We start from the raw sequence: 19,725 nt of genomic DNA, 5'->3' as shown, positions 1-19,725 counted from the left end.
GTGGAAGGGGCGGCAGCGGGGTGGCTGGGCCGGGTCAGTGCGTCCCGTAGCGGATGACGTGGGTGGGAACGACGGTTCTGCGGGCAGGGATCGGCTCGGTGGCCGTACCGTTGATCCGGTCGATGAGCATCTGGCCCGCCCGCCGGCCGATCTCGTCGGCGTCGTACGAGACGATCGTCAGCGGCAGGCCGAGTACGTCCGCGAGGTCGAAGTCGTCGAAGCCGGCGATTGCGACCGGTCTGCCGAGCTCCCGCACGGCGCGGATGGCGCCCTGTGTCAGACGGTTGTTGGTGCAGAACAGCGCCGTCGGCGCGTCGGGTGCGTCGAGCAGCGCCAGGGCGGCGGCCCGCGCGGTGGCGACATCGGTGAGCCCGCGCCGCACCCGGCTCTCGTCCGGTTCGATCCCGGCGCTCTCGTGCGCGGCCCAGTAGCCGCGGAACCGCTCCGCTCCGGTGTAGAGCGCGGGCGGGTTGCCGAGGAAACCGATGCGGCGGTGGCCGTCCGTGATGAGCTGTCCGGTGGCCTGCTCGGCGCCGCCGAAGTCGTCGACCAGGACGCAGTCGGCATCCATCCCGGCGGGCGGCCGGGACGCCAGCACGATCGGCATGCCGCGCAGCGCGGCGGGCGCGAGATGACGGTGACTGCTGCCCGCCGGGACGACGATCATGCCGTCGACCTGACGGGACGCCAGATCCTCCACGAGCCCGCGCTCCTTGTCGACCTGCTCGGCGGTGTTGCTGAGCAGCACCCGAAGGCCGTGCTCGGACGCCACCTCCTGCACACCGAGCGCCAGTCGCGAGTAGAACGGGTTGGCGAGGTTGGTGACGACCAGTCCGATCATCCCGCTGCCGCCCAGCCGCAGACTGCGTGCCGTCTCGTTGCGCCGGTAGCCGAGTGTCTCGACGGCGGCGAGCACGCGCTCGCGCGCCGTCTCGCTGACCCGGGCGTCGTTCTTGAGTACCCGGGAGACGGTCATGGCGCTGACACCGGCACTTGCGGCCACGTCGCGCATCGTCGGGGCGGCGCCGTCGCCCGACCGGTGCTGTGCCATGGGCGGTTCTCCTGCGGGGTCGTCGGGTGGCCGGGAGGTCGCGAACGCCGTCATTCTAGGGAGTGTCCGCACAGTATGGCCGTCCGCCCGGAGGGCCGGCCGGGCGAGAAGTCGCGGACGAGCCTCAGGTCGGTACCGGGGGAGTGGCGGACCTGTGGAGAGCCCAGTGGGCGGCGCCGATGAGCGGTGCGTCGGCAGGGCGCACAGCCGTGACGGTCGGGGGCGCGGTCCCCGGTGCCCACGACTCGAAGCCCTCCCTGACGGCCGGCCCCACGAGGTCCCAGGAGCCGGTCATCGAGCCCCCGACGACCATGAGGTCGGGCCGGAACCGCTCGCACCAGGGAGCGAGCGCCCGTCCCAGCGCGCCGAAGCAGTGCCGGACCGTACGCAGGGCGTGGGCGTCCCCGGCGCGGGCCGAGCCGGCGATGTCGTGCACGTCCGGGATCCGCCCGGTGCCGGGCAAGGCGGCGGTCCGGGCGTAGAACAAGCGGATCGCCCGTCGTGAGACCACCTCCTCCAGCGGGGTCCCGTCGACGGTGAGCCGGTGCACCCTGCCGTCGGGCGGCACATCGGGGCCTTCCACGACCGGGTGCCCGGTGTCCAGGAAGGAGGAGCCGACGCCGGTGCCGAGCGTGATGCACAGGGCCCGGCGCCTGCCGGTTGCCGCGCCCGCCCGGTACTCGCCCATGGCGAAGGCATCGGCGTCGTTGACGAAGCTGATGCCGTTCGGCGCCCCCGGGAGCCGGCCGAGCAGCTCGGCGCCCACGTCCACACCGTGCAGCGACTCGAACTTGCCGATTCCCCGGAAGCGCCCGACCCCGGTGACGTAATCGAAGGGACCGGGTATCGCCACGCCCCAGTGAGCGGCTTCCGGGACGTCCACGCGGTGGGCGACCGAGGCGATGGCGTCGAGGAGTTCAGGGGCCGCCGCGTCGGCGGGGACCGGTTGCCGTACGGCCGGGAAGGGGACGGGCAGCCGCGCCTCGGTGTCGATGACGGCGGCCGTCACATGTGTGCCGCCGATCTCCAGCACGGGAACGTGGCTCATACTCGCGTCACCAGGGACTTCACCACGTGCACCGGCCCGCTGCCGACCGGGTGCAGCCGGTACGGGCCGACGGACGCGGGCACGGTGAGGGTCTCGGCGAAGGCGAGGTCATGGCGCAGACCGCCGGCGGTCTCCACGACGATGCCGTCACCGGCCGAGACGTTGAGGATGTGGAAGCGGCCCGCGGTGTCGTCCTCGGCCGCCTCGGTTCCCTCGATCACGAAGCGGTGCACGGCGTAGAACATGCCGGGCAGCGCGCCGACGACCTCCTCGCGCCAGCCGTGGCCCTCGCGCAGCGTCCGCGGCTGCTGGACGAGGTCCGTCAGGACATCGTCGCCGCGCCGCGAGGTGTCGAGGTTGGCGAAGGCGTGCGCGTACGAGAGCGGTCGCGGCGCACCGGAGACCCCCTTGCGCAGCCAGTCGTAGAAGCGCAGCGAGTAGAGGTAGGGCGTGGCGCTGATCTCCAGGACGAGGTTGCCCTCGCCGGAGGAGTGCGGGGTGCCGGCCGGGATCATGAACAGCTGGCCCGCGTCCGCCGGGTGCTTCATGACGTGGTCCTCGACGCGCAGCGGAAGCCCGTCCGCGGCGGCGGCCTCGACCTCCTTGCGCATGACGTCCACGTCAGTACTGTCCCGCAGGCCGAGATAGACCTGTGCGCCGGGTTCGCTCGCGGTCACGTAGTACGTCTCGTGCTGGGTGTACGGCCAGCCGAACGTCTCCCGCATGTACCGCTCCCGCGGATGCAGGTGCAGGGACAGGTTGCCGCCGCCGACCGTGTCGAGGTAGTCGAACCGGATGGGGAAGGACGTGCCGAAGCGGCGGTGGACATCCGGGCCGAGGAACTCCTCGGGGTGGAGTTCGCAGAGCAGCTGGAAGGGGAGCTCGACCTGGGCCGCCTCGTCCTGGCCGACCAGGATCCCGGCCTCGGGGGCGATGAGCTCGTAGCCGAGGGCCGTGTTGCCGCCCCGTGGCTCGAAGCCCAGCTCCTGTACGGCCCACTGCCCGCCCCACGGGGTGGAGTTGAAGAAGGGGCGGGTGCGGACGGGGCCGGTCGCCAGGGCGGCGAGGGTGGCCCGCACGGCGTCGCCGTTCAGTGAGGCGGGGCCCTGTTCGCCCTGCAGGTCGACCCATCGGTCCACCCGGTGGGCGACGGCGTCGCGGTGCCGGTCGCCGACCGGCCAGTCGGTGTAGAAGAGGCTGCGCAGCTCACCGGGGGTCCGGGGCCGGCCGAGGTTGGCACCGAGCGGCAGTTCTCCCCGGGTGACCGCCTCCTCGGCGTACCGCCTGGGCAGGTCGGCCCACCACAGCAGATCGGGCTCGGCCAGTGCCGCCCCCGGGCCGAAGACCAGCAGGACGCCGGCCTGCGGACGCTGCTGGAGCGGGGGCCTCTCGAAGAGGTCGCCCATCGAGAACTCGGCGAGGGGCAGGAAGAACGGGTCCGCGTCCGGGCCCGGGACACAGAGCCGTTCGACGGCCGCCGCGGACCAGAGGTCACGCACGTCGCACAGGGCGACCTCGGCGCCCCGGGCACGGAGAGCGGCGGCGAGGGAACCGGCGGCCCCCTCCCAGTCCAGTGCGGCGGGCCCGTCGAGGGCGAGGACGGTGGAAGCCGTCGGCACGTCCGCCGCGGCGGCCGCCCAGCCGGTGACGACGGTGCCGCCGGTGGCGGTGTACCGAGGGTTGCGTTCGTAGGGACGGGGCTGATGCACAGATGCTCCTGAGGACGGGACCGGCAAGCGGGTGAATGGTATCGATAACACTCCACGTGGACAAGATTTGCAAGGTGGCATCCCATCAACACCCGCACTGAGGTGCAGATATGTCGATTCGCAAGAGAAACCCTTGTTTCGAACGTGTGGTGTCGTTAACATCCTGGCAACCCGGAGCGCGGAGACGAACGGCGTACGCGCATCCGGTGGATCTCCACACCGCACCCCAGAGCCACGGATCCCCGGCGGGGTCCAGAGGGAAGTGAACCCATGAGATCAACCGGCGGGACGACAGAGCAGTCGTCTCCCCCGCTCCGCCGACGCACCGTGCTGGCGGGCCTCGGGGCCGGCGCGGCGACCGTGCTGGCCGGCGGCTGCGCGCGGGGCGACAGCACCTCCTCCATACCCGGAACGACGTCACTGGCCAACGACAACGCCACCTGGGACGCGGGCTACGTCGCGGCCGGACGCGAACTGAAGAAGCTCACCGGCTACGCGCTGCGCCCGCTGTCCAACCCGAACCCCACCGCCTACACCCAGGTCACGCAGATCTCCCTGCAGACGACCAAGGCGACGGACCTGATCAAGTGGCAGTCCGGCTACAACCTCAAGCAGCTCGCCCGCACCGGCAGCCTCAGCGATCTGACGCGGGTGTGGGAGGCCTACGAGCGCAAGGGCTGGGTGACCAAATCCCTGCGCGAAGCGATGTCCTACCGGGGCTCCGTGTACGGGGTGCCCCTCTACCAGTCGTACTACGTGCTGTTCTACAACACGCAGGTGTTCGACAAGCACAGGCTGCGGGCGCCGGAGACCTGGGACGAGCTGCTGCACAACGCGGAGGTGCTCAAGAAGGCGGGCATCACCCCGTTCGTCGCCACGCAGAGCGGCAACTGGCCCGCGTACGAGTGGTTCGAGGAGCTCATCAGCAAGGTCGACCCGGCCTTCTACGCCGACCTGATCGCGGGCCGGGCCCGGTACACCGATCCGCAGGCGCACAAGGCCATGCAGATCTGGCAGGACTTCATGAAGAAGGGCTGGATGACCCCGGCCGACTTCGACCAGAACAACGGCCCCGCCGCCCTCAAGACCGGCAAGGTCGGCATGTTCCTGCACGGTTCCTGGCAGTCGCAGGGACTCGCGGCGGCGGGGATGAAACCGGGAGAGGGCTTCGACGCCTTCGTCCTGCCTCCGGTCGACGCCGCCACGAAGCGATCCGTGATCACCGAGGCGGGCGTCCTCGCCGTGCCGGAGAAAGCCGTCTCGCACGACGCCGCCATGGCCAACGCCGCCCACTGGCTGCACCCCTCGGTCCAGCGGGTCTGGACCGACTTCCTCCAGGACGGCTCGGCCAACCCGCAGGCGGTCACCTCCAATCCGGTGCTCGCCCGCCTCAGGAAGAGGGCGCTGCGCGAGCACTGGACCGAGCTGCCCCGCTACGGACAGTCCGGGCCGCCCAACCTCATGCAGGGAAACACCGATGACCTGGGAGCCTTCATGACGCAGGCCATGTCACCCGAGGCGACGCTGCGCAGTATGGCGAGCCGTGCCGCCAAGGAATGGGCAGCCTGGAACAAGGACGAATCATGACATCGGCAGTCGACAGGCGCCCCGCGGCGGCCCCCTCATCCGTGCCGCCGCCCGTACCCCCGGTGCGCACACCCCCGCGCAGGCTGAAGGACAGGCTGGCCGGAGCCGGCTTCCTGGCCCCCGCCGTCCTGTTCGTCGCGGCCCTGCTCCTCACGCCGTTCGCGGTGACGATGTACCGGAGCTTCTTCAGCGACGGCCGGGTCTCCGGCTTCACCTGGTTCACCAACTACGGGCTCTTCCTCAGCGATCCGGTCCTCGCGAAATCCATCGAGAACACCCTGATGTGGGTGGTCGGCACGGTCGCCCTGCCACTGGTCCTGGGCCTGGGCATCGCCGTCATGACCAACGGATCCGGCTGGTCCCGGGTGGCGCGGCTCCTGGTGGTGCTGCCGTACGCGATCTCCGGATCCGCCGTGGCCGTCGTGTGGAACTTCATCCTCACCACGGACGGCGCGGCCAACCAGGCGCTCCAGTCGCTCGGCCTCGGCTCGTTCGCCCAGGGCTGGCTGCTCGAATGGCCGGGCAACACCCTGGTCATGATCGTCGCCAACACCTGGCAGTCCACCGGTGTGGCCGTGATCCTCTTCCTGGTCGGTCTGCAGACCATTCCGCCGGAGACCCTGGAGGCCGCGTCCCTCGACGGGGCCGACGGCCTGCGGAAGTTCTGGTACGTCGTCATGCCCCAGCTGCGGACCGTCTCCGTGATCGTCGTCGGCAGCAGCCTGGTCAACGGGCTCAAGTCGTTCGACCTGATCTGGGTGCTGACGCAGGGCGGCCCCGGCCGCAACTCCGAGACGCTCGCGGTCTCGATGTACCAGGAGACGTTCCTCGCGCTGCGTCCCGGCGCCGGGGCGGCGGTCGCCGTCGTCCTCACCGTCATCGTGCTGCTGGCCTCCTGGCTCTATCTGCGGCGCCAGCTGACCCCGAAAGGCGCATGAGCATGTCCACCCGCCGTATCACCGCCGGCACCGCCGTCCGCAACACCGTCCTGGTGCTGGTCTCCCTCCTCTGGGCCGTGCCGACCTGGCTCCTGGTGGTCAACGCGCTGGTGCCCGCCGCCGAGTACGGCGGCAGCCCGCACTGGCTGCCGCACGGGGGCTTCGGTCTCTTCGACAACATGTCCCAGGCGTGGACCCGGGCCAGGCTGGGCCCCGCGATGGGCAACAGCCTGCTGTACGCGGTGACCAGCTCGGCCGCGGCGATCGTGGTCGCCACGACCGCCGCGTTCGCCACCGTGATCATGCCCGTGAAGCGCAAGGCGCTGTGGTTCTGGCTGATCTACTCCGGCACCCTGCTGCCCCTCCAGGTCTTCCTGCGGCCGCTGTTCCTCGCGTACGCGCGCACCGGCCTCTACGACGCGCAGATCGGCCTGTTCGTGGTCTATGTCGCGGTGGCGATCCCGTTCGCCTACTTCATCATGCGCAACTTCGCCCAGACCCTGCCCGGTGAGGTGATCGAGGCGGCGAGGCTGGACGGCGCGTCCTGGTGGCGGGTCTTCTGGCAGATCCATGTCCCGCTGTCCAGGTCCGCGATGGTCGCCGCGTTCGTCTTCCAGTTCGTCGCCGTCTGGAATGACCTGCTCTTCGGGATCACCCTGTCCACCAGCCGCAACATCCGTCCGGTGATGGCCGCGCTCGCCGAGCTCCAGGGCAACTACTCCAACGTCGGCCCGCCGGTCGTACTGGGCGGAGCGCTGCTCGTCTCGCTGCCGACCGTCGTCCTGTTCTTCTCCGCACAGCGGTTCTTCGTCAGCAGTCTCAAGCTCGGCTGAGCCCGGCCGCCGAGACGGCACGCGACATCCTCCGCCCGCAGCGCGCACCGGCCCTGCCCGCCGCCCCGGACCACCCCCCGCTCCGACGCCCCGAGCCGAACCCGAAAGGCACCCCGGTGAAGATCCCCGCCCGCACCGCCCTCGCGCTGGCCGCCGCCCCGCTGCTGTGCGCCGCCCTGTGCCCCACGCCCGCTGCCGCCGTACAGCCGGCGGCGAAGCCGTGGAAGGACCGCGCGGTCCACACCTACGACGCACTCCAGAAGCACCTGTACCAAGGGCCGCAGAACCACGGCCTGTACCAGGAGAAGTCCCCGCAGCAGAGCACCGACAACGCGCACTCCTACCTCTGGCCGATGCGTGAGGCGGCGGCCGCGACGGTCGACATGGCCGCCCTCCCCGGCGAGGGCGGGCACTACACGGCGGACGCGGCCGTGCGCTTCGCCACCCTGGAGCTCTACTTCGAGCCCCGCGACGGCCGGCCCGGCTACGACTCGTACCTCCCCGCACCGCTCGGCCAGGGCGGCGACGTCTTCTACGACGACAACTCCGTGGTGGGCCTCTCCCTGCTGGACCAGTACCGCGCCACCGGAAACACCAGCTACCTCCACCGGGCCGAACTGACCTTCGACATCGTCAGCCGAGGCTGGGACGACGACCCGGCCAAGGAGTGCCCCGGCGGAATGGACTGGGTCGACTCCCCGGCCAACACCATGCGCGCCGCCAACGTGACGGGCCTCGCCGCGGAACTGGCCGCCCGCCTCCACCAGGAGACGCACAAGAGCCGCTACCTGACCAGCGCCCGGAAGTGGTACGAGTGGAACTGGTCCTGCCTGCGCGAGTCCCCGGGCCTCTACCGCAACAGCCGAGGTGACGACGGAACCGTCGACCCCACCCTGTGGAGCTACAACTCCGGAGCCATGATCGGGACCGCGACGACGCTTTACCAGGTCACCGGGGACCGCTCCTACCTCAAGCGCGCCGTGCAGGACGCGGAGGGCTCGCTCGCCTACTGGAAACAGGGCGAGCGTCTGCACGACCAGCCGGCGATCTTCAACGCGATCTACTTCGACAACCTCCGGATCCTGGCCGCGGTACAACCGGCCCAGACCTACCGGCAGGTGGAGAAGGCCTACGCGGAGCGCGCCTGGAAGGAGAACCGGGACCCGTCGAACGGTCTCTTCCGCTTCCAGCCCTCGGGCGGCGGCGACTACGACGCCTCCGCCCCCGCGGAGACCCTCGAACAGTCCGCGATGGTCCAGATCTTCGCGGGCCTGGCCACCGACGGCTCCTGACCCGGCCCCACCACCACCCCCGAACCGGCACCACGCCAGAGCGGAGAACCCTCTCCATGCCCCGCCCCGACCTGTCCCGCCCCTCCTGGTGGGACTCCGACATCGCCCGCGACATCCTGCGCGACCGTGGCGTGAGCGCCACCGGAGTCCTCGGCGGACACACCGTCCGGCTCTCCTGCGAGCCACTGCTGCGCGACGACGGCGACGGCGGGCTCCTGCAGTCCGTACGGGTGGGGGCAGGCCGCCCCCTCACCCGGGCCCACGTCACCACCCTGTCCGGTACGTCCGTACGCTGCGAGCTGATACCCGGCCCGGACGGCGACACCCGGCTGCTGGTCCCCGAGGTGGACTCGCCCCTCGCGGTCCAGGTGGAACTGCCCGAGCTGGCGCCGGGCGAGCGCGTCGAGGTGCTGCTGACCCCCCAGCGGCACTGGACGCTGCACCTGGTGCAGCACGCCCACCTCGACATCGGCTACACCGACCCGCAGGGGACGGTGCTCGCAGAGGGCCGCAAATACCTCGACTCCCTCCTCGAACTGTGCCGTGCGACGGACGACCGGCCCGACGCCTCGATGTTCCGCTGGGCGGTCGAGGGATTCCTCAGCTTCGAGAACTGGTCGGCGAACCGTCCGCCCGAGCAGGTGGCCCGGTTCCTGGAGCGGGTGCGCGAGGGCCGCATCGAGCTGACCGCGATGCCGTTCAACCTGCACACGGAGACCTGCTCCACCGACGAGCTGCACGAACTGCTGCGCCCTGTGCGGGAGTTGCGCGAACAGCACGGCATCGACATCACCACCGCGATGCAGACGGACGTCCCCGGTCAGGTCGTCGGGCTGCCCGACGTACTCGCGGACAGCGGCATCCGCTACCTCTCGGTGGCCCACAACTGGGCCGGCCGGGCGGTGCCGCACCACACCGGCGGCGGGGAACTGCCCCGGCTGTTCAGGTGGCAGGCGCCGAGCGGACGCGGCGTACTGGTGTGGCGTACGGACACCCCGCACGGGCTGGCGTACATGGAGGGCTCGATCCTGGGTTTCGACGAGTCCTTCGACCGGGTCGACGACCTCCTGCCCCACTACCTGTCGGCACTGGCCACCCGCCAGTACCCGCACGAGGGGCGCGGCATCCCCGGATTCCCGGTCCTGGACGAGGAGTTCAAGGGCGACCCGTATCCCTGGGACATCCTGCACCTGCGGGTGCTGGGCAAGTTCGCGGACAACGGTCCGCCGCGCCGGGTCATCGCGGACACCGTGCGCCGCTGGAACGAGGAGTGGGCCTTCCCCACCCTTCGCACCTCACGCAACGAGGACTTCTTCGCCGACGCGGAAGCCCGTTACGGTGACCGGCTGGAGACCTTCGAGGGCGACTGGACCGACTGGTGGGTGGACGGTGTCGGCGCCGGTGCCGTCCCGCTCGCGGCGACCCGTGACGGTCAGGCGGCACTGGCCGACGCCCAGTCGGTGGCCGGTCACGCGGAGATCCTCGGCGCGGCGGGCGCCGGGATCACCGCGGCGGCCCCCGACGTCTACCGGGCGGCCTCCCTGTTCAACGAGCACACCTGGGGCGGCGGCGACCCGTGGACGCACGGCGATCACGGCCACGCGTCCGGGGAACGCCAGTGGCACTGGAAGTACGCGCAGGCGCTGCGCGCCCACGACGACGCGAAGACCCTCCTCGACGGTGCCGGTGCGGCCCTCGGCGGCCGGCTCTCGCCGCGTGCGGGAACCCTGGCCGGCTACTACGTCACCAACACGTGCAGCTGGACCCGTTCGGAGACGGTCCGGCTCTTCCTTCCGGAGAGCACCGTCCCGCTGGAGGATCAGGTCCGGGTGCTCGACGCGCGGGACGGCTCACCGCTGGACCACACCGAGGAGGCGCAGACCAACGAACTGCACCGGGCCGCGGGCCGTTTTCTCCTCTTCCGGCTCGCCGATGTGCCCGCGCACGGGGCGGTGCGCGTGGACATCGTCGCGGGGGAGAGGACGTCACCCGCCGCGACGGACGACGCGCGGCCCACCGTCCTGGAGAACGAGTTCCTCCGGGTGAGCGTCGATCTGCGGTCCGCGTGGATCGGCTCGGTCACCGACAAGCGCACCGGCCGGGAACTGGTGCGGCAGGACGCCACCCTCGGGCTCAACGGCTACCTGTACGACGAGTACGCCACGGCGGGCGGCTTCAACCACCAGTCGAGCAAGACCACCGCGAACGGCTCGATGCACCTCCTCGCCTCCCGCACGGCCGCCCCGCCGGCCGCGCTGGTGGACCGCTTCCGTGACGCCACCGGGGAGACGCTGGTCTACGAGTGCGCACCGGCCGGTACGGAGCTGCTGCGGGTGCGCGTCCATCTCCCGCACGGACAGGCCCGCATCGATCTGGAGAACCGGATCGTGAAGCGCGCGACGCTGACCAAGGAGAGCGCGTTCTTCGCCTTCCCCTTCGCGATGCGGCAGCCGGCCATCCGTATGGAGGCCACCGGCGGCATGACGGGCACCGGTCTGCCGACCGTGCCGGGGTCCGCACAGCACATGCGCGCGGTGCGGCGCTGGGTGAGCTTCGAGGAGGACACCGTAGTCGCCGCGGTGGCCACCCAGGACGCCCCACTGGTGCAGGTGGGCGGGATCGCGATCCCGTACGCGCCCTATCCGCAGTCGCTCGCCCAGGACGAACCCGGCACCCTCTTCTCCTGGGTCCACAACAACATCTGGGACACCAACTTCCCCTCCGAGCAGGCCTTCGACCACGTGTTCCGCTACAGCGTGGCCGTGGGCGAGGCCCCGCACATCACCGGACCCGAGCTGGGCATGCGCACCGCGGCCGCCGGCAGCCGCCCGCTCCTCGCCGTACGCGCCCTGGGCGAGGAGACCGGGGAACCGGCGGCCGGCTACGGACTGCTGACCGTCAGCGACCCGAGGGTCCGTGTCGTCGGGCTCACCGTTCCCGCCCCCGGACAGGTTCTGGTCAGGCTCCAGTCCTACGCACAGGAGCCGGTCACCTGCCGGATCACCCCCGGCTTCCCGGTCACGGAGACGGTCGCCGCCGACTACCTAGGTGCCGCCGGCGCGCCCCTGGAACCGGACACCGGGGGCGCGACGACCATCGACGTGCCGACGCTGGGAACCCGGGCGGTGCTGCTGCGCCTGTAGCCTCCGGTTCCGGTGTTCCGGAAGGGCCCCCACGAGTCGTTCCGCTCGCAGGGGCCCTCCGTACTGGCGGCAGCCGGGCGTGGCCCGATGGCCGTGGCCCGCCCGGACCGAACGCGTCAGCCGTCCAGCGAGAACGTCTGCGCAGGTGATCCGTCGCAACTCTGCTGCGACAGCCTGGCCCCGTCGGCGGTGGAGGCGCCGTCCACGGACAGGCACTTGCCGCTGTTGCCCGCGACGAAGCGGTACCGCCCGGCCGTTCCGGCGGACTCCGCCTTCCACCGCTGGTTGGCGCCACCCACGTACGTCCACAGGTGAACCCTGGTGCCCGCCGCGGTGGCGCCGGGGCCACCGTCGACGTCCCACACCTTGGTGTTGTGCCGGTTGACGACCTGGTAGGTGCCGTCTCCGGCGGGCCGGAACTGCCAGCTCTGGTTGGCTCCGGTGCCACAGCTCCACTGCTGGAGCGCGGTCCCGTCCGCGGTGCCCCAGTCGGCGGCGTCGAGGCAGGCACCGCTGCCGATGTTCCTCACCCGGTACCAGGCGGCCGGATCGATGGAGCCCTCGGCGGGCGGCACGGTCGTGCCGCCGTCGGTGCCGCTCCACACGAAGGTGGCGACCGCGCCGGCGGGCAGCGTGTAGACGAGGGACTTCCCGTTGTCGGTCAGCGAGAACCGCTGCGCGCCCGAAGCCGTGTTGACGACGTACGCGGCACGGGTGCCGTCCGGGTTCTGGAAGGCGACGTTCTCCACCCCGCCGTTGCCCTGGCTCGTGGATCCGATACGGGTGGCGCCGGGCCTGACGAACTTGGCTACGTGGCCGAGGACGTAGTACTCGGCGTTGCGTGTGACGTTGCCGCCCGCGATCTCCACGACACCGTTGCAGCGATCGGCACAGCCGCCCTGGTGCGGTCCGCCGTTCTGGTCCAGAGCGAGGTTCCAGTCGACGACCGTCTCGCCGCCGTTGCGCATGTTCTGCACGACGAGGTTCTCGGCGTGCCACTTGAGGGTGTCGGCGAAGGTGGTGGACCGGTCGGCGCTCTCGGTGCCGGAGCACTCGGTGAAGAAGACGCGCTTCCCCGCGTCGATGACCTGCTGCTGCGCGGCGGGAGTGCCGCCGTAGCAGTGGAAGGCCGCGCCGATCACCCGGCTGATGCCCTGGGTCCCGTTGAACACGCCGATCGGGTAGTCGGGGTGGTCCCAGTTGTGGTCGAACGCCAGGAGATTCGTGGGCAGGCCGGCCGAGGTGAGAGCGCGGTCGAGTACCTTGAAGAATTCGGCCTGCTGCGAGGACGTCATGGTCATCGACGGGTAACTCGCCGCGAACTCCGGCTCGTTCTGCGCGCTCAGGTCGGTGAGGGTGATGCCCTGCTGCCCGTATGCCTGGATCGCCTTGACCAGGTAGTCGGCGTACGCCTGATAGCTCTCGGGCTTGAGGCTGCCGCCGTTGAGGGCGTTGTTGGTCTTCATCCAGGCGGGCGGGGTCCAGGGGGTGCCCATGAAGCGGATCGAGGAGTTGACCGCCGTGGCCTGCTTGAGGACCGGGATGATCTCGGCCTTGTCCCGGTCGATGGAGAACGACCCGGGCGTGTCCTCGTACGTGTAGAGGCTGCTGTCGGCGTTGAAGTCGCTGCTGCCGAGGGGCTGGCGCAGGTAGGTGAGCCCGATGCCGTCGCCGCCGGTGGAGAACAGCGAGGCCATGAGCGCGTCGCGCTTCTCCTGCGGAAGGCCCTGGATGAGGTGGGCGGAGGCGCCGGTGACCGAGGCGCCGGCCCCGGTGAACCGCTGGCTCTTGCTCGTGCCGTCGACGCGTATGTCGACGGGCTGCGCCGATCCGTCGAACGGGACGGCGCCCTCGGCGGAGAGCTTCTTTCCGCCGTCGGGGGTGGTGACCCATACCTGGGCCGTGGGGGCGGCGGCCTGCGCGGCTGTGCCGCTGCCGGCCAGGCCGATGGCCGCCACGGCCATCACGAGGGCGGCGCCTGCGGCGCGCGTCCGTGGGCGGAGGGGACTGGCGTGGAACATGTGCGGCTCTCCTTCGGTCGTGTCGCTCGTGCCTGTTGTGCGTGTCGTTCCTGTCGTTCCTGCGGGGAGGCGCGGCTGCCGACAGGGTGGTGCTCGGTGCGATCTCCCGTCCCCGGCAGCTACGAAGCCCGGGGACGGCCGGTGCCGGGAGCGGTGTCGGCAGGAGCGGGGGAGGCCATGCCGCATCCCTTCCGGCCGTGGCGGGGCGTGTTCCTTGGAGTTCCTTGGAGTTCCTTGGAATGACGGCGATATAGAAGCACACTTACTAAGTGGTTAGTAAGTGGTCGGTCCGGCTTTCCTCCTCCGCCCTGACGGGCCCCTGGTCAGCGGTGCGGGCTCAGCCCCTGCACCGAAATCCCAGCCCTTAAGCTGTGCCGGTGAGCAACCAGTCAGCGGGCGGTGCAGGCCGATCGGCCACGCCCCGCACGCCCCGCACGCCCCGAAGCCCGGAAGCCCGGAAGCGGCAGCGGGACATCCTGCACATCGCGACGGACGCCTTCGCCGCCCGCGGCTACAACAACGCCTCGCTCGCCGAGATCGCCGACCGGGCCGGTCTGACCCAGGCAGGGGTCCTGCACTACTTCCGTTCCAAGTCGCTCCTGCTCACCAGCGTTCTCGAACTCCGCGACCAGACGGACATCGAGCAACTGGGCCCCGACCGTCCTCATGGACTGGATTTCCTGCGCCACCTGGTCGACACGGCGCTGCGCAACGCCGAACGCGAAGGCATCGTCCGCCTCTACGCCGTTCTGTCGGCGGAGTCCGTCACGGACGACCATCCGGCGCAGGACTACTTCCGCGACCGGTACGAGGGGCTGCGAGCGTTCGTCGCCGACGCGCTGCGCGAGGCGTGCGACGTGTCCGACGAGGACGCTGAGAAGGCCGGCAACGCGGCCAACGCCGTCATCGCCGTGATGGACGGTCTGCAGGTGCAATGGCTGCTGGCGCCCGACGCCGTGAACATGGCGGCCTCGACCGACCTGGTGGTCACGGCCCTCCTGGCGGCGCTCGCGCCCCACAAGTTCGGCCCGAGCGACGCCCCGAAGCCGGACCGGGCCGGAGCGTAGCTCCACGTGGCGTGTCCGTTCCCCGATGCTCGTGCGGGTGTCTGTCCTTCCCGAACCGCCTCCAGCCGGCTCCGCCGGGCCTACGCTGGTCCGGGGGCGCACCCTCACCGCCCCGGACCCTGGGAGACCTCTGTGGCACAGCCCGTGGAAGCCGGCCCGATCCCGCCGTCGTATCCGCCGAAAACACCGCCGCCCCCGAAGAAGCCGCCGAACCCGCCCCGGCCGAATCCGCAAGACCCGAAGAAGCAGACCGTGGCCGACACGGTGGTGGTGCCGACAGCACGGCGCGGCACGGGCATGCGGAACCGGCGCGGCAGGAACTGGGTACTGGAGTCCGCCCCGTGGGCGGCAGGCAAGGCCCGGCCCGCGGTCGTGGAGCAGCTGGGGTCCTGGGGCTACCGGCCGGCCACGACCGTCCTGAACGCGGTGGAGGAGGTCACCACACTCCTCATCGAGGCAGCGGTCGCCGACGGCGGCACCACCGTGTCCGTACACCTGTCCGATCAGGACGGGCAGGCCTGCATCCTCGCCCTCTCCCACTGCCCCGGGCTCACCACCAGCCTCGACGAAGCGGGCCAGGACGTTCTCCACAGCATCACCGCACACCCGCCCGTGACCGGGTGCGGAACGGACACCGGACCGGACGGGCGCCGCATCTGGGCCGTCCTCACCCTCTGACCGACGCCCTGCCCACACCGGCCGACAACGCAGGTCATCACCAGGGCACTTCGCCGGCGTCCTCGAAGAACTTGCCGGTCGGGCCGTCGTCGGGCAGGGTCGCGAGTTCGATGGCGATGGCGGCGCCCTGTTCCGGGGTACGCACACCGCGGAAGCCGTTGAGGTCGGTCGCGACGTAGCCGGGGCAGCCGGCGTTGATCAGGATGTTCGTGCCGCTCAGCTCCCGGGCGTACTGGAGGGTGACAGCGTTCAGGAACGACTTCGACGGCGCGTACGCCACGGCCACCGGCCCCGTGGTCTGCTCGGCGGCGGTTCCCGACTGCCGGGTGAGGGAGCCGACACTGCTGGACATGTTCACGATCCGGGGTGAGGCGGAGCGGCGCAGCAACGGCATCATCGCGTTGGTCACGCGGATGACGCCGATCACGTTGGTCTCCACGACCGTCCGGATGATGTCGGGATCGACCTGGGTGGGCTCCTGCGGCATACCGCCGGTGATGCCCGCGTTGTTGACCAGCACGTCGAGACGCCCGGCCTGCTCCTCGATCAGCCGTGCGGCGGCGGTCACGCTCGCATCGTCGGTCACGTCCAGTGGTACGCCGAACGCGTCGACGCCGGCCGCGCGCAGCCTCTCCACCGCGGACCTGCGGCGCTCATCGTCGCGGGCGCCGATGCCGACGCTCCAGCCGAGGGCGCCCAGGCCTGCGGCGATCTCGTAGCCGATTCCCTTGTTCGCGCCGGTGACCAGCGCAGTTGTTCGTTCGCTCATGGAGGCAATGCTGCCCTCGTAGCCAGGCGGAGTCCAAGACCCATTGGGTGGACACCGATACCGCCAGGGTATTGATCCCGGGTACCGTGGCGATATGGAGACCCGGGAACTGCGCTATTTCGTCGCTGTCGCTGAAGAGCTGCACTTCGGGCGCGCCGCGCAGCGGCTCGGGATCGCGCAGCCGCCTCTGTCACGGGCGGTCCAGCAGCTCGAACGCCGCCTCGGGGCAGCGCTGCTGGACCGGACCAGCCGCACCGTCACGCTGACCGAGGCCGGATCGGTGCTGTTGGTGGAGGGCAGGGCGGCCCTCGACGCGGTCGACGCCGCCGAACGCCGGACCCGCCGCGCCGCTCTCTCTTCGGCCGGCAGCCCCGGCCTGGTCCTGGTCACGAAAGCCAGCGCGTCCAGAGAACTGCTGGCAAAGCTGCTCGACACGTATGCCGCCAAACCCGGCGCGGTTCCCGTCGACGTCATCCTGTGCGGCCCGTCCGAGCAGCAACGACTCCTGCGCCAGGGCCGGGCCGACGTGGCTCTGCTGCACCGGCCGTTCGACTCGACGGCCGGGTTCGACGCAGAAGAGCTCGGTACGGAGGGCCAGGTTGTGGTCCTGCCGTCCGGACACCCGCTCACTGCCCGGCCCCATGTGCGCATGGCCGATATCACCGATCTGCCGGGCCTGCCCCTGCCGCGCTGGCCCGACCCCGACGGCACCTACCCGCCCGGCCCCGGCCCGCAGGTCCGCGACCACGCGCAGTTGTTGCAGCTGGTCGCACTCGGCCGTGCCTGCGCGGTCTCACCGGAGTCATGCCGGGCCCAACTGCACGGTGACCTCGCGGCCGTGCCCGTGCTGGACGCGCCGACAGTCACCACCGTGATCGCCTGGCTGCCGCACAGCCGGTCCAGAGCCGTCGCCGACCTTGTCCGGACCGCGACAGGTCTCTAAGGGCTGTCCCGTTCACGGCAGGCCATGTCCCTTCCACACCCGCCGAGCCGGGCGCCTGCGCGCAGTTCGGCGCGTCGTGCGCCTGCCAGGGACTACGGGACAGCCCTTAGGGTGCGACCCATGGCCAAGGCCCGCGCCCACGAACCCGTCCTGCTGGACCCCAAGGGCCCGGTGATCACAGCAATCGCGTTCACTGTGGGCGCGGTCCTGTTCCTCGGTGCGGGAGGGGCTTTCGGCTACGTCATCGTCCGTACTGTCGCCGACCTCGATGAGACCGGCAAGGGGTGGGTGTGGGCCGGCGCGGGCCTCGCCCTGGTGGCGGCGTTCATCGCCTGCGTCGGGTTGTCCACCATCGTCTCCGCCCGTGAGGAACGGCGGGCCACGCTCCAGCTCGCTGCCCTCGGCGTCGAGGCGACCGCCCTGGTTCTGGCGGTCGCCTCAGCCCCGCCGGCCAACGACGACTACCACCAGGTCCGGCTCCGGATGCGTATCAGCGGCCCCGGTTTCGAACCCTTCGAGTGCGGCAACGAAGTCCCGGCGTACCGGTTCGGCAGCGCCACGCCGGGGACTGTGCTGCCGGCCCGGGTCAACCCGGTCACCCGCGCGTTCACCATCGAAAGACCGGCTGCGCCCCCGGCCCCCGCAGACGCATAGCGGGGACGCGAACCGCTTCCCCTGTTTGGACGCCGTTTCGCATCGTGACGTGAGAGCGATGACCGGCGGGCCGGGTCTCCGGCCCCGATTCAGCCCTGCGCCAGCTCTGCCACGGGCTGCCACTTCTCCCAGACGGCGAGGCGCTGCTCGTAGTCGGCCTTGGCGATGCCCAGCGGCGCCGAGCCGAAGAAGCAGCGCAGCGGCGGCTCGTCGGCGTCGACGATCTCCAGCACGGCAGCGGCGGACGCGGCCGGGTCGCCCGGTGTACCGACACGCTTGCGGCGCTGCTCCTGCACCTCCTTGTGCAAGTCGGCGTACGCGGGCAACGGGTCGGACGTGCTCGACGACGAACCCGCCCAGTCGGTGGCGAAGCCTCCGGGCTCGATCAGCGTGACCTTGATGCCGAACGGCGCCACCTCCTGGGCCAGCGCCTGGCTGATGCCTTCGAGGGCCCACTTCGACGCGTGGTAGATCCCGACCAGCGGGAAGGCGCTGATGCCTCCGATGGAAGAGACCTGGAGAATGTGGCCGCTCCCCTGCTCGCGCAGCAGCGGCAGCGCGGCCTGGGTGATCCACAGGGCGCCGAACAGGTTGGTGTCCAGTTGCGCGCGCGCCTCGGCCTCGGTGAGTTCCTCGACCAAGCCGAAGTGGCCGTAACCGGCGTTGTTGACCACCACGTCAAGACGCCCGAACCGTTCGTGCGCCTGCTGCACGGCGGCGAAGCCGGCTTCACGGTCGGTCACGTCGAGACGCAGGGGCAGCAGCCGTTCTCCGTACTTCTCGCGAAGGTCACCCAGTGTGGAGAGGTCGCGCGCGGTCGCGGCCACCGAATCGCCGCGTTCGAGGGCGGCGACGGCCCACTCCCTGCCGAAGCCGCGCGAGGCACCGGTGATGAACCAGATCTTCTGCGTCATGGTGTGCTCCTCCAGAAACCCGTCATCCGCTCGGACAACATCTCCCGTCAGACAACACCTTCGAGTGGACTCGAAGACAAGTCGTCCGGCGCGTGGCGGCCGCCGAAAACGCCGAGACCGGCTGCGCCCCGGCCGGCCGTGTCCTTGGCACTCCCGGAGGCGTTGGCTCTCCTGAGACGCGGCGGACCGACGCGTGAGGCGCGGCCGGTCTCACGCCGTGCGACGGACATCCCTCTGCCTCGCCCTGGCTGGGCGGGACGGGGCGCAGGAGGGGCGCGTGCCCGGCGTACGGGAGCGCGGTGTGATCTCGGTGTGTCAGAACGTCAGCGGGCGTACGCCACCGGCTATCCGAATTTGAACGGGTCGTATTCGGCGATACTCGCACAATAGGGACATGGGATGGCTGAATGTTTCTGTTGTGACCCGGCTGGCATATGTCCCGGGGGTGTCTCGCTCGTTGTAGGCCCTTTGGGTAATCGCGGGCAATGGGCTGAATTTGCGTCGTCGGCCGTCGAAAGTCCTCTATTGTGATTGGCGTGAGCGAGCCAAGTCGGGGGAGTCCCGCTCGGTCATCGGTGTGACGTCGTATCCCGAGGCGTAACGAATCTTCGCCCCGCGTGGTCGAGATATCGCACCGTGATGGGGCGGGCGGTTCGGTGGGTCGCCGCAGACATCGATTTGCGGTGTGCCAGAAACAAGGCTGATGAACATGCCGTGGAAAGTGCGAGAACAAGTGGGGGGACGGTCGTGACCAATCCTTTCGATGACGAGTCGGGACGGTTCGTGACGCTGGTGAACGGCGAGGGGCAGTACTCGCTGTGGCCGGCGCACATCGAAATCCCGGGCGGCTGGAGTGCGGGCGGCCCGGAAGGATCGCGTCAGGAGTGTCTGGACGCGATCGAGGCTGGGTGGACCGATATGCGGCCCACCAATCTGGTGCGGATGATGGAGGCCGACGCCGGGTAGTGGGGCGTCCGAGCGCTTGATGCCGCCGTAGGCGGCCACCCAGGACGGGGCATGCTCCGGCGCTCCAGCCCGATCGCCTTCGCTCGCAATCGAGCAGAATCGATCAGGCTGG

Annotated in this window: 16 protein-coding genes; 10 read left to right on the top strand and 6 right to left on the bottom strand. The window is 70.6% G+C overall.

Translation table 11 applies throughout. From position 1 onward, the window contains the following. Positions 1 to 34: 34 nt before the first annotated feature. The 3 genes from ACZ601_RS00195 to ACZ601_RS00185 form a co-directional block, all read right to left on the bottom strand. On the bottom strand, positions 35 to 1,051 hold the full coding sequence (locus ACZ601_RS00195; protein WP_469531575.1) for a LacI family DNA-binding transcriptional regulator: 1,017 nt from the start codon (positions 1,049 to 1,051) through the stop codon (positions 35 to 37). Positions 1,052 to 1,175: 124 nt separating this feature from the next. Then, on the bottom strand, positions 1,176 to 2,099 hold the full coding sequence (locus ACZ601_RS00190; RefSeq protein WP_469531574.1) for an ROK family protein: 924 nt from the start codon (positions 2,097 to 2,099) through the stop codon (positions 1,176 to 1,178). Then, the gene (locus tag ACZ601_RS00185) at positions 2,096 to 3,808 is read right to left on the bottom strand and encodes a class I mannose-6-phosphate isomerase (RefSeq protein ID WP_469531572.1); all 1,713 of its coding nucleotides are present in this window, start codon (positions 3,806 to 3,808) and stop codon (positions 2,096 to 2,098) included. The genes ACZ601_RS00190 and ACZ601_RS00185 overlap by 4 nt, the downstream gene beginning before the upstream one ends. Before the next feature lie 270 nt (positions 3,809 to 4,078). Between ACZ601_RS00185 and ACZ601_RS00180 the strand changes: the two genes are divergently transcribed. From ACZ601_RS00180 to ACZ601_RS00160, 5 genes are all read left to right on the top strand, one after another. Beyond that, positions 4,079 to 5,395, top strand: coding sequence for an ABC transporter substrate-binding protein (locus tag ACZ601_RS00180; RefSeq protein ID WP_469531571.1), 1,317 nt, complete (start codon positions 4,079 to 4,081; stop codon positions 5,393 to 5,395). Continuing rightward, positions 5,392 to 6,333 carry a carbohydrate ABC transporter permease gene (locus ACZ601_RS00175; protein ID WP_469531569.1) on the top strand — a complete coding sequence of 314 codons (942 nt, stop codon included), beginning with the start codon at positions 5,392 to 5,394 and terminating at the stop codon, positions 6,331 to 6,333. The genes ACZ601_RS00180 and ACZ601_RS00175 overlap by 4 nt, the downstream gene beginning before the upstream one ends. 2 nt (positions 6,334 to 6,335) lie before the next feature. Beyond that, a complete protein-coding gene (locus ACZ601_RS00170) occupies positions 6,336 to 7,166 on the top strand; it encodes a carbohydrate ABC transporter permease (RefSeq protein ID WP_371631526.1) in 831 nt (276 codons plus the stop codon). Between the two features lie 116 nt (positions 7,167 to 7,282). Further along, entirely contained in the window at positions 7,283 to 8,458 is a 1,176-nt protein-coding gene (locus ACZ601_RS00165) for a glycoside hydrolase family 76 protein (RefSeq protein WP_469531567.1), read from the top strand. A 56-nt stretch (positions 8,459 to 8,514) separates the two neighbouring features. After that, positions 8,515 to 11,601: a glycoside hydrolase family 38 N-terminal domain-containing protein gene (locus ACZ601_RS00160; protein ID WP_469531565.1), complete on the top strand. Its 3,087-nt coding sequence runs from the start codon at positions 8,515 to 8,517 to the stop codon at positions 11,599 to 11,601. A 116-nt stretch (positions 11,602 to 11,717) separates the two neighbouring features. On the opposite strand, the gene ACZ601_RS00155 is transcribed toward ACZ601_RS00160, so the two are convergent. Beyond that, complete coding sequence (locus tag ACZ601_RS00155) at positions 11,718 to 13,622, bottom strand: RICIN domain-containing protein (RefSeq protein WP_469531563.1); 1,905 nt, start codon at positions 13,620 to 13,622, stop codon at positions 11,718 to 11,720. A gap of 377 nt (positions 13,623 to 13,999) precedes the next feature. Here ACZ601_RS00155 and ACZ601_RS00150 point away from each other — a divergent pair, with 377 nt between their 5' ends. Both ACZ601_RS00150 and ACZ601_RS00145 read left to right on the top strand, forming a co-directional pair. Further along, positions 14,000 to 14,689 (top strand): TetR/AcrR family transcriptional regulator, encoded by a 690-nt coding sequence (locus ACZ601_RS00150; protein ID WP_469531561.1) that lies wholly within the window; start codon positions 14,000 to 14,002, stop codon positions 14,687 to 14,689. Between the two features lie 252 nt (positions 14,690 to 14,941). Then, positions 14,942 to 15,367, top strand: a complete 426-nt coding sequence (locus tag ACZ601_RS00145) for a hypothetical protein (protein WP_469531560.1) — start codon at positions 14,942 to 14,944, stop codon at positions 15,365 to 15,367. Between the two features lie 37 nt (positions 15,368 to 15,404). Here ACZ601_RS00145 and ACZ601_RS00140 read toward each other — a convergent pair whose 3' ends face one another. Further along, positions 15,405 to 16,136, bottom strand: a complete 732-nt coding sequence (locus ACZ601_RS00140) for an SDR family oxidoreductase (protein ID WP_469531559.1) — start codon at positions 16,134 to 16,136, stop codon at positions 15,405 to 15,407. A gap of 94 nt (positions 16,137 to 16,230) precedes the next feature. Here ACZ601_RS00140 and ACZ601_RS00135 point away from each other — a divergent pair, with 94 nt between their 5' ends. Continuing rightward, a complete protein-coding gene (locus tag ACZ601_RS00135; protein WP_469531558.1) occupies positions 16,231 to 17,079 on the top strand; it encodes a LysR family transcriptional regulator in 849 nt (282 codons plus the stop codon). Positions 17,080 to 17,199: 120 nt separating this feature from the next. Further along, positions 17,200 to 17,733, top strand: coding sequence for a hypothetical protein (locus ACZ601_RS00130; protein WP_469531557.1), 534 nt, complete (start codon positions 17,200 to 17,202; stop codon positions 17,731 to 17,733). Positions 17,734 to 17,822: 89 nt separating this feature from the next. Here ACZ601_RS00130 and ACZ601_RS00125 read toward each other — a convergent pair whose 3' ends face one another. Beyond that, positions 17,823 to 18,647, bottom strand: coding sequence for an SDR family oxidoreductase (locus tag ACZ601_RS00125; protein WP_469531555.1), 825 nt, complete (start codon positions 18,645 to 18,647; stop codon positions 17,823 to 17,825). A 747-nt stretch (positions 18,648 to 19,394) separates the two neighbouring features. Here ACZ601_RS00125 and ACZ601_RS00120 point away from each other — a divergent pair. Next, a complete protein-coding gene (locus tag ACZ601_RS00120; protein WP_469531553.1) occupies positions 19,395 to 19,613 on the top strand; it encodes an MbtH family protein in 219 nt (72 codons plus the stop codon). Positions 19,614 to 19,725: the final 112 nt, after the last annotated feature.

It is taken from the genome of Streptomyces sp. NPDC104307 (genome assembly GCF_055584045.1).
This window is presented reverse-complemented; position numbering and strand designations above follow the sequence as displayed.

Bases quoted from the DNA above. Each gene is read 5' to 3' on its own strand.
- ACZ601_RS00195 (WP_469531575.1), bottom strand. From the start codon at position 1,051: ATGGCACAGCACCGGTCGGGCGACGGCGCCGCCCCGACGATGCGCGAC.
- ACZ601_RS00190 (WP_469531574.1), bottom strand. From the start codon at position 2,099: ATGAGCCACGTTCCCGTGCTGGAGATCGGCGGCACACATGTGACGGCC.
- ACZ601_RS00180 (WP_469531571.1), top strand. From the start codon at position 4,079: ATGAGATCAACCGGCGGGACGACAGAGCAGTCGTCTCCCCCGCTCCGC.
- ACZ601_RS00175 (WP_469531569.1), top strand. From the start codon at position 5,392: ATGACATCGGCAGTCGACAGGCGCCCCGCGGCGGCCCCCTCATCCGTG.
- ACZ601_RS00170 (WP_371631526.1), top strand. From the start codon at position 6,336: ATGTCCACCCGCCGTATCACCGCCGGCACCGCCGTCCGCAACACCGTC.
- ACZ601_RS00160 (WP_469531565.1), top strand. From the start codon at position 8,515: ATGCCCCGCCCCGACCTGTCCCGCCCCTCCTGGTGGGACTCCGACATC.
- ACZ601_RS00155 (WP_469531563.1), bottom strand. From the start codon at position 13,622: ATGTTCCACGCCAGTCCCCTCCGCCCACGGACGCGCGCCGCAGGCGCC.
- ACZ601_RS00140 (WP_469531559.1), bottom strand. From the start codon at position 16,136: ATGAGCGAACGAACAACTGCGCTGGTCACCGGCGCGAACAAGGGAATC.
- ACZ601_RS00135 (WP_469531558.1), top strand. From the start codon at position 16,231: ATGGAGACCCGGGAACTGCGCTATTTCGTCGCTGTCGCTGAAGAGCTG.
- ACZ601_RS00130 (WP_469531557.1), top strand. From the start codon at position 17,200: ATGGCCAAGGCCCGCGCCCACGAACCCGTCCTGCTGGACCCCAAGGGC.
- ACZ601_RS00125 (WP_469531555.1), bottom strand. From the start codon at position 18,647: ATGACGCAGAAGATCTGGTTCATCACCGGTGCCTCGCGCGGCTTCGGC.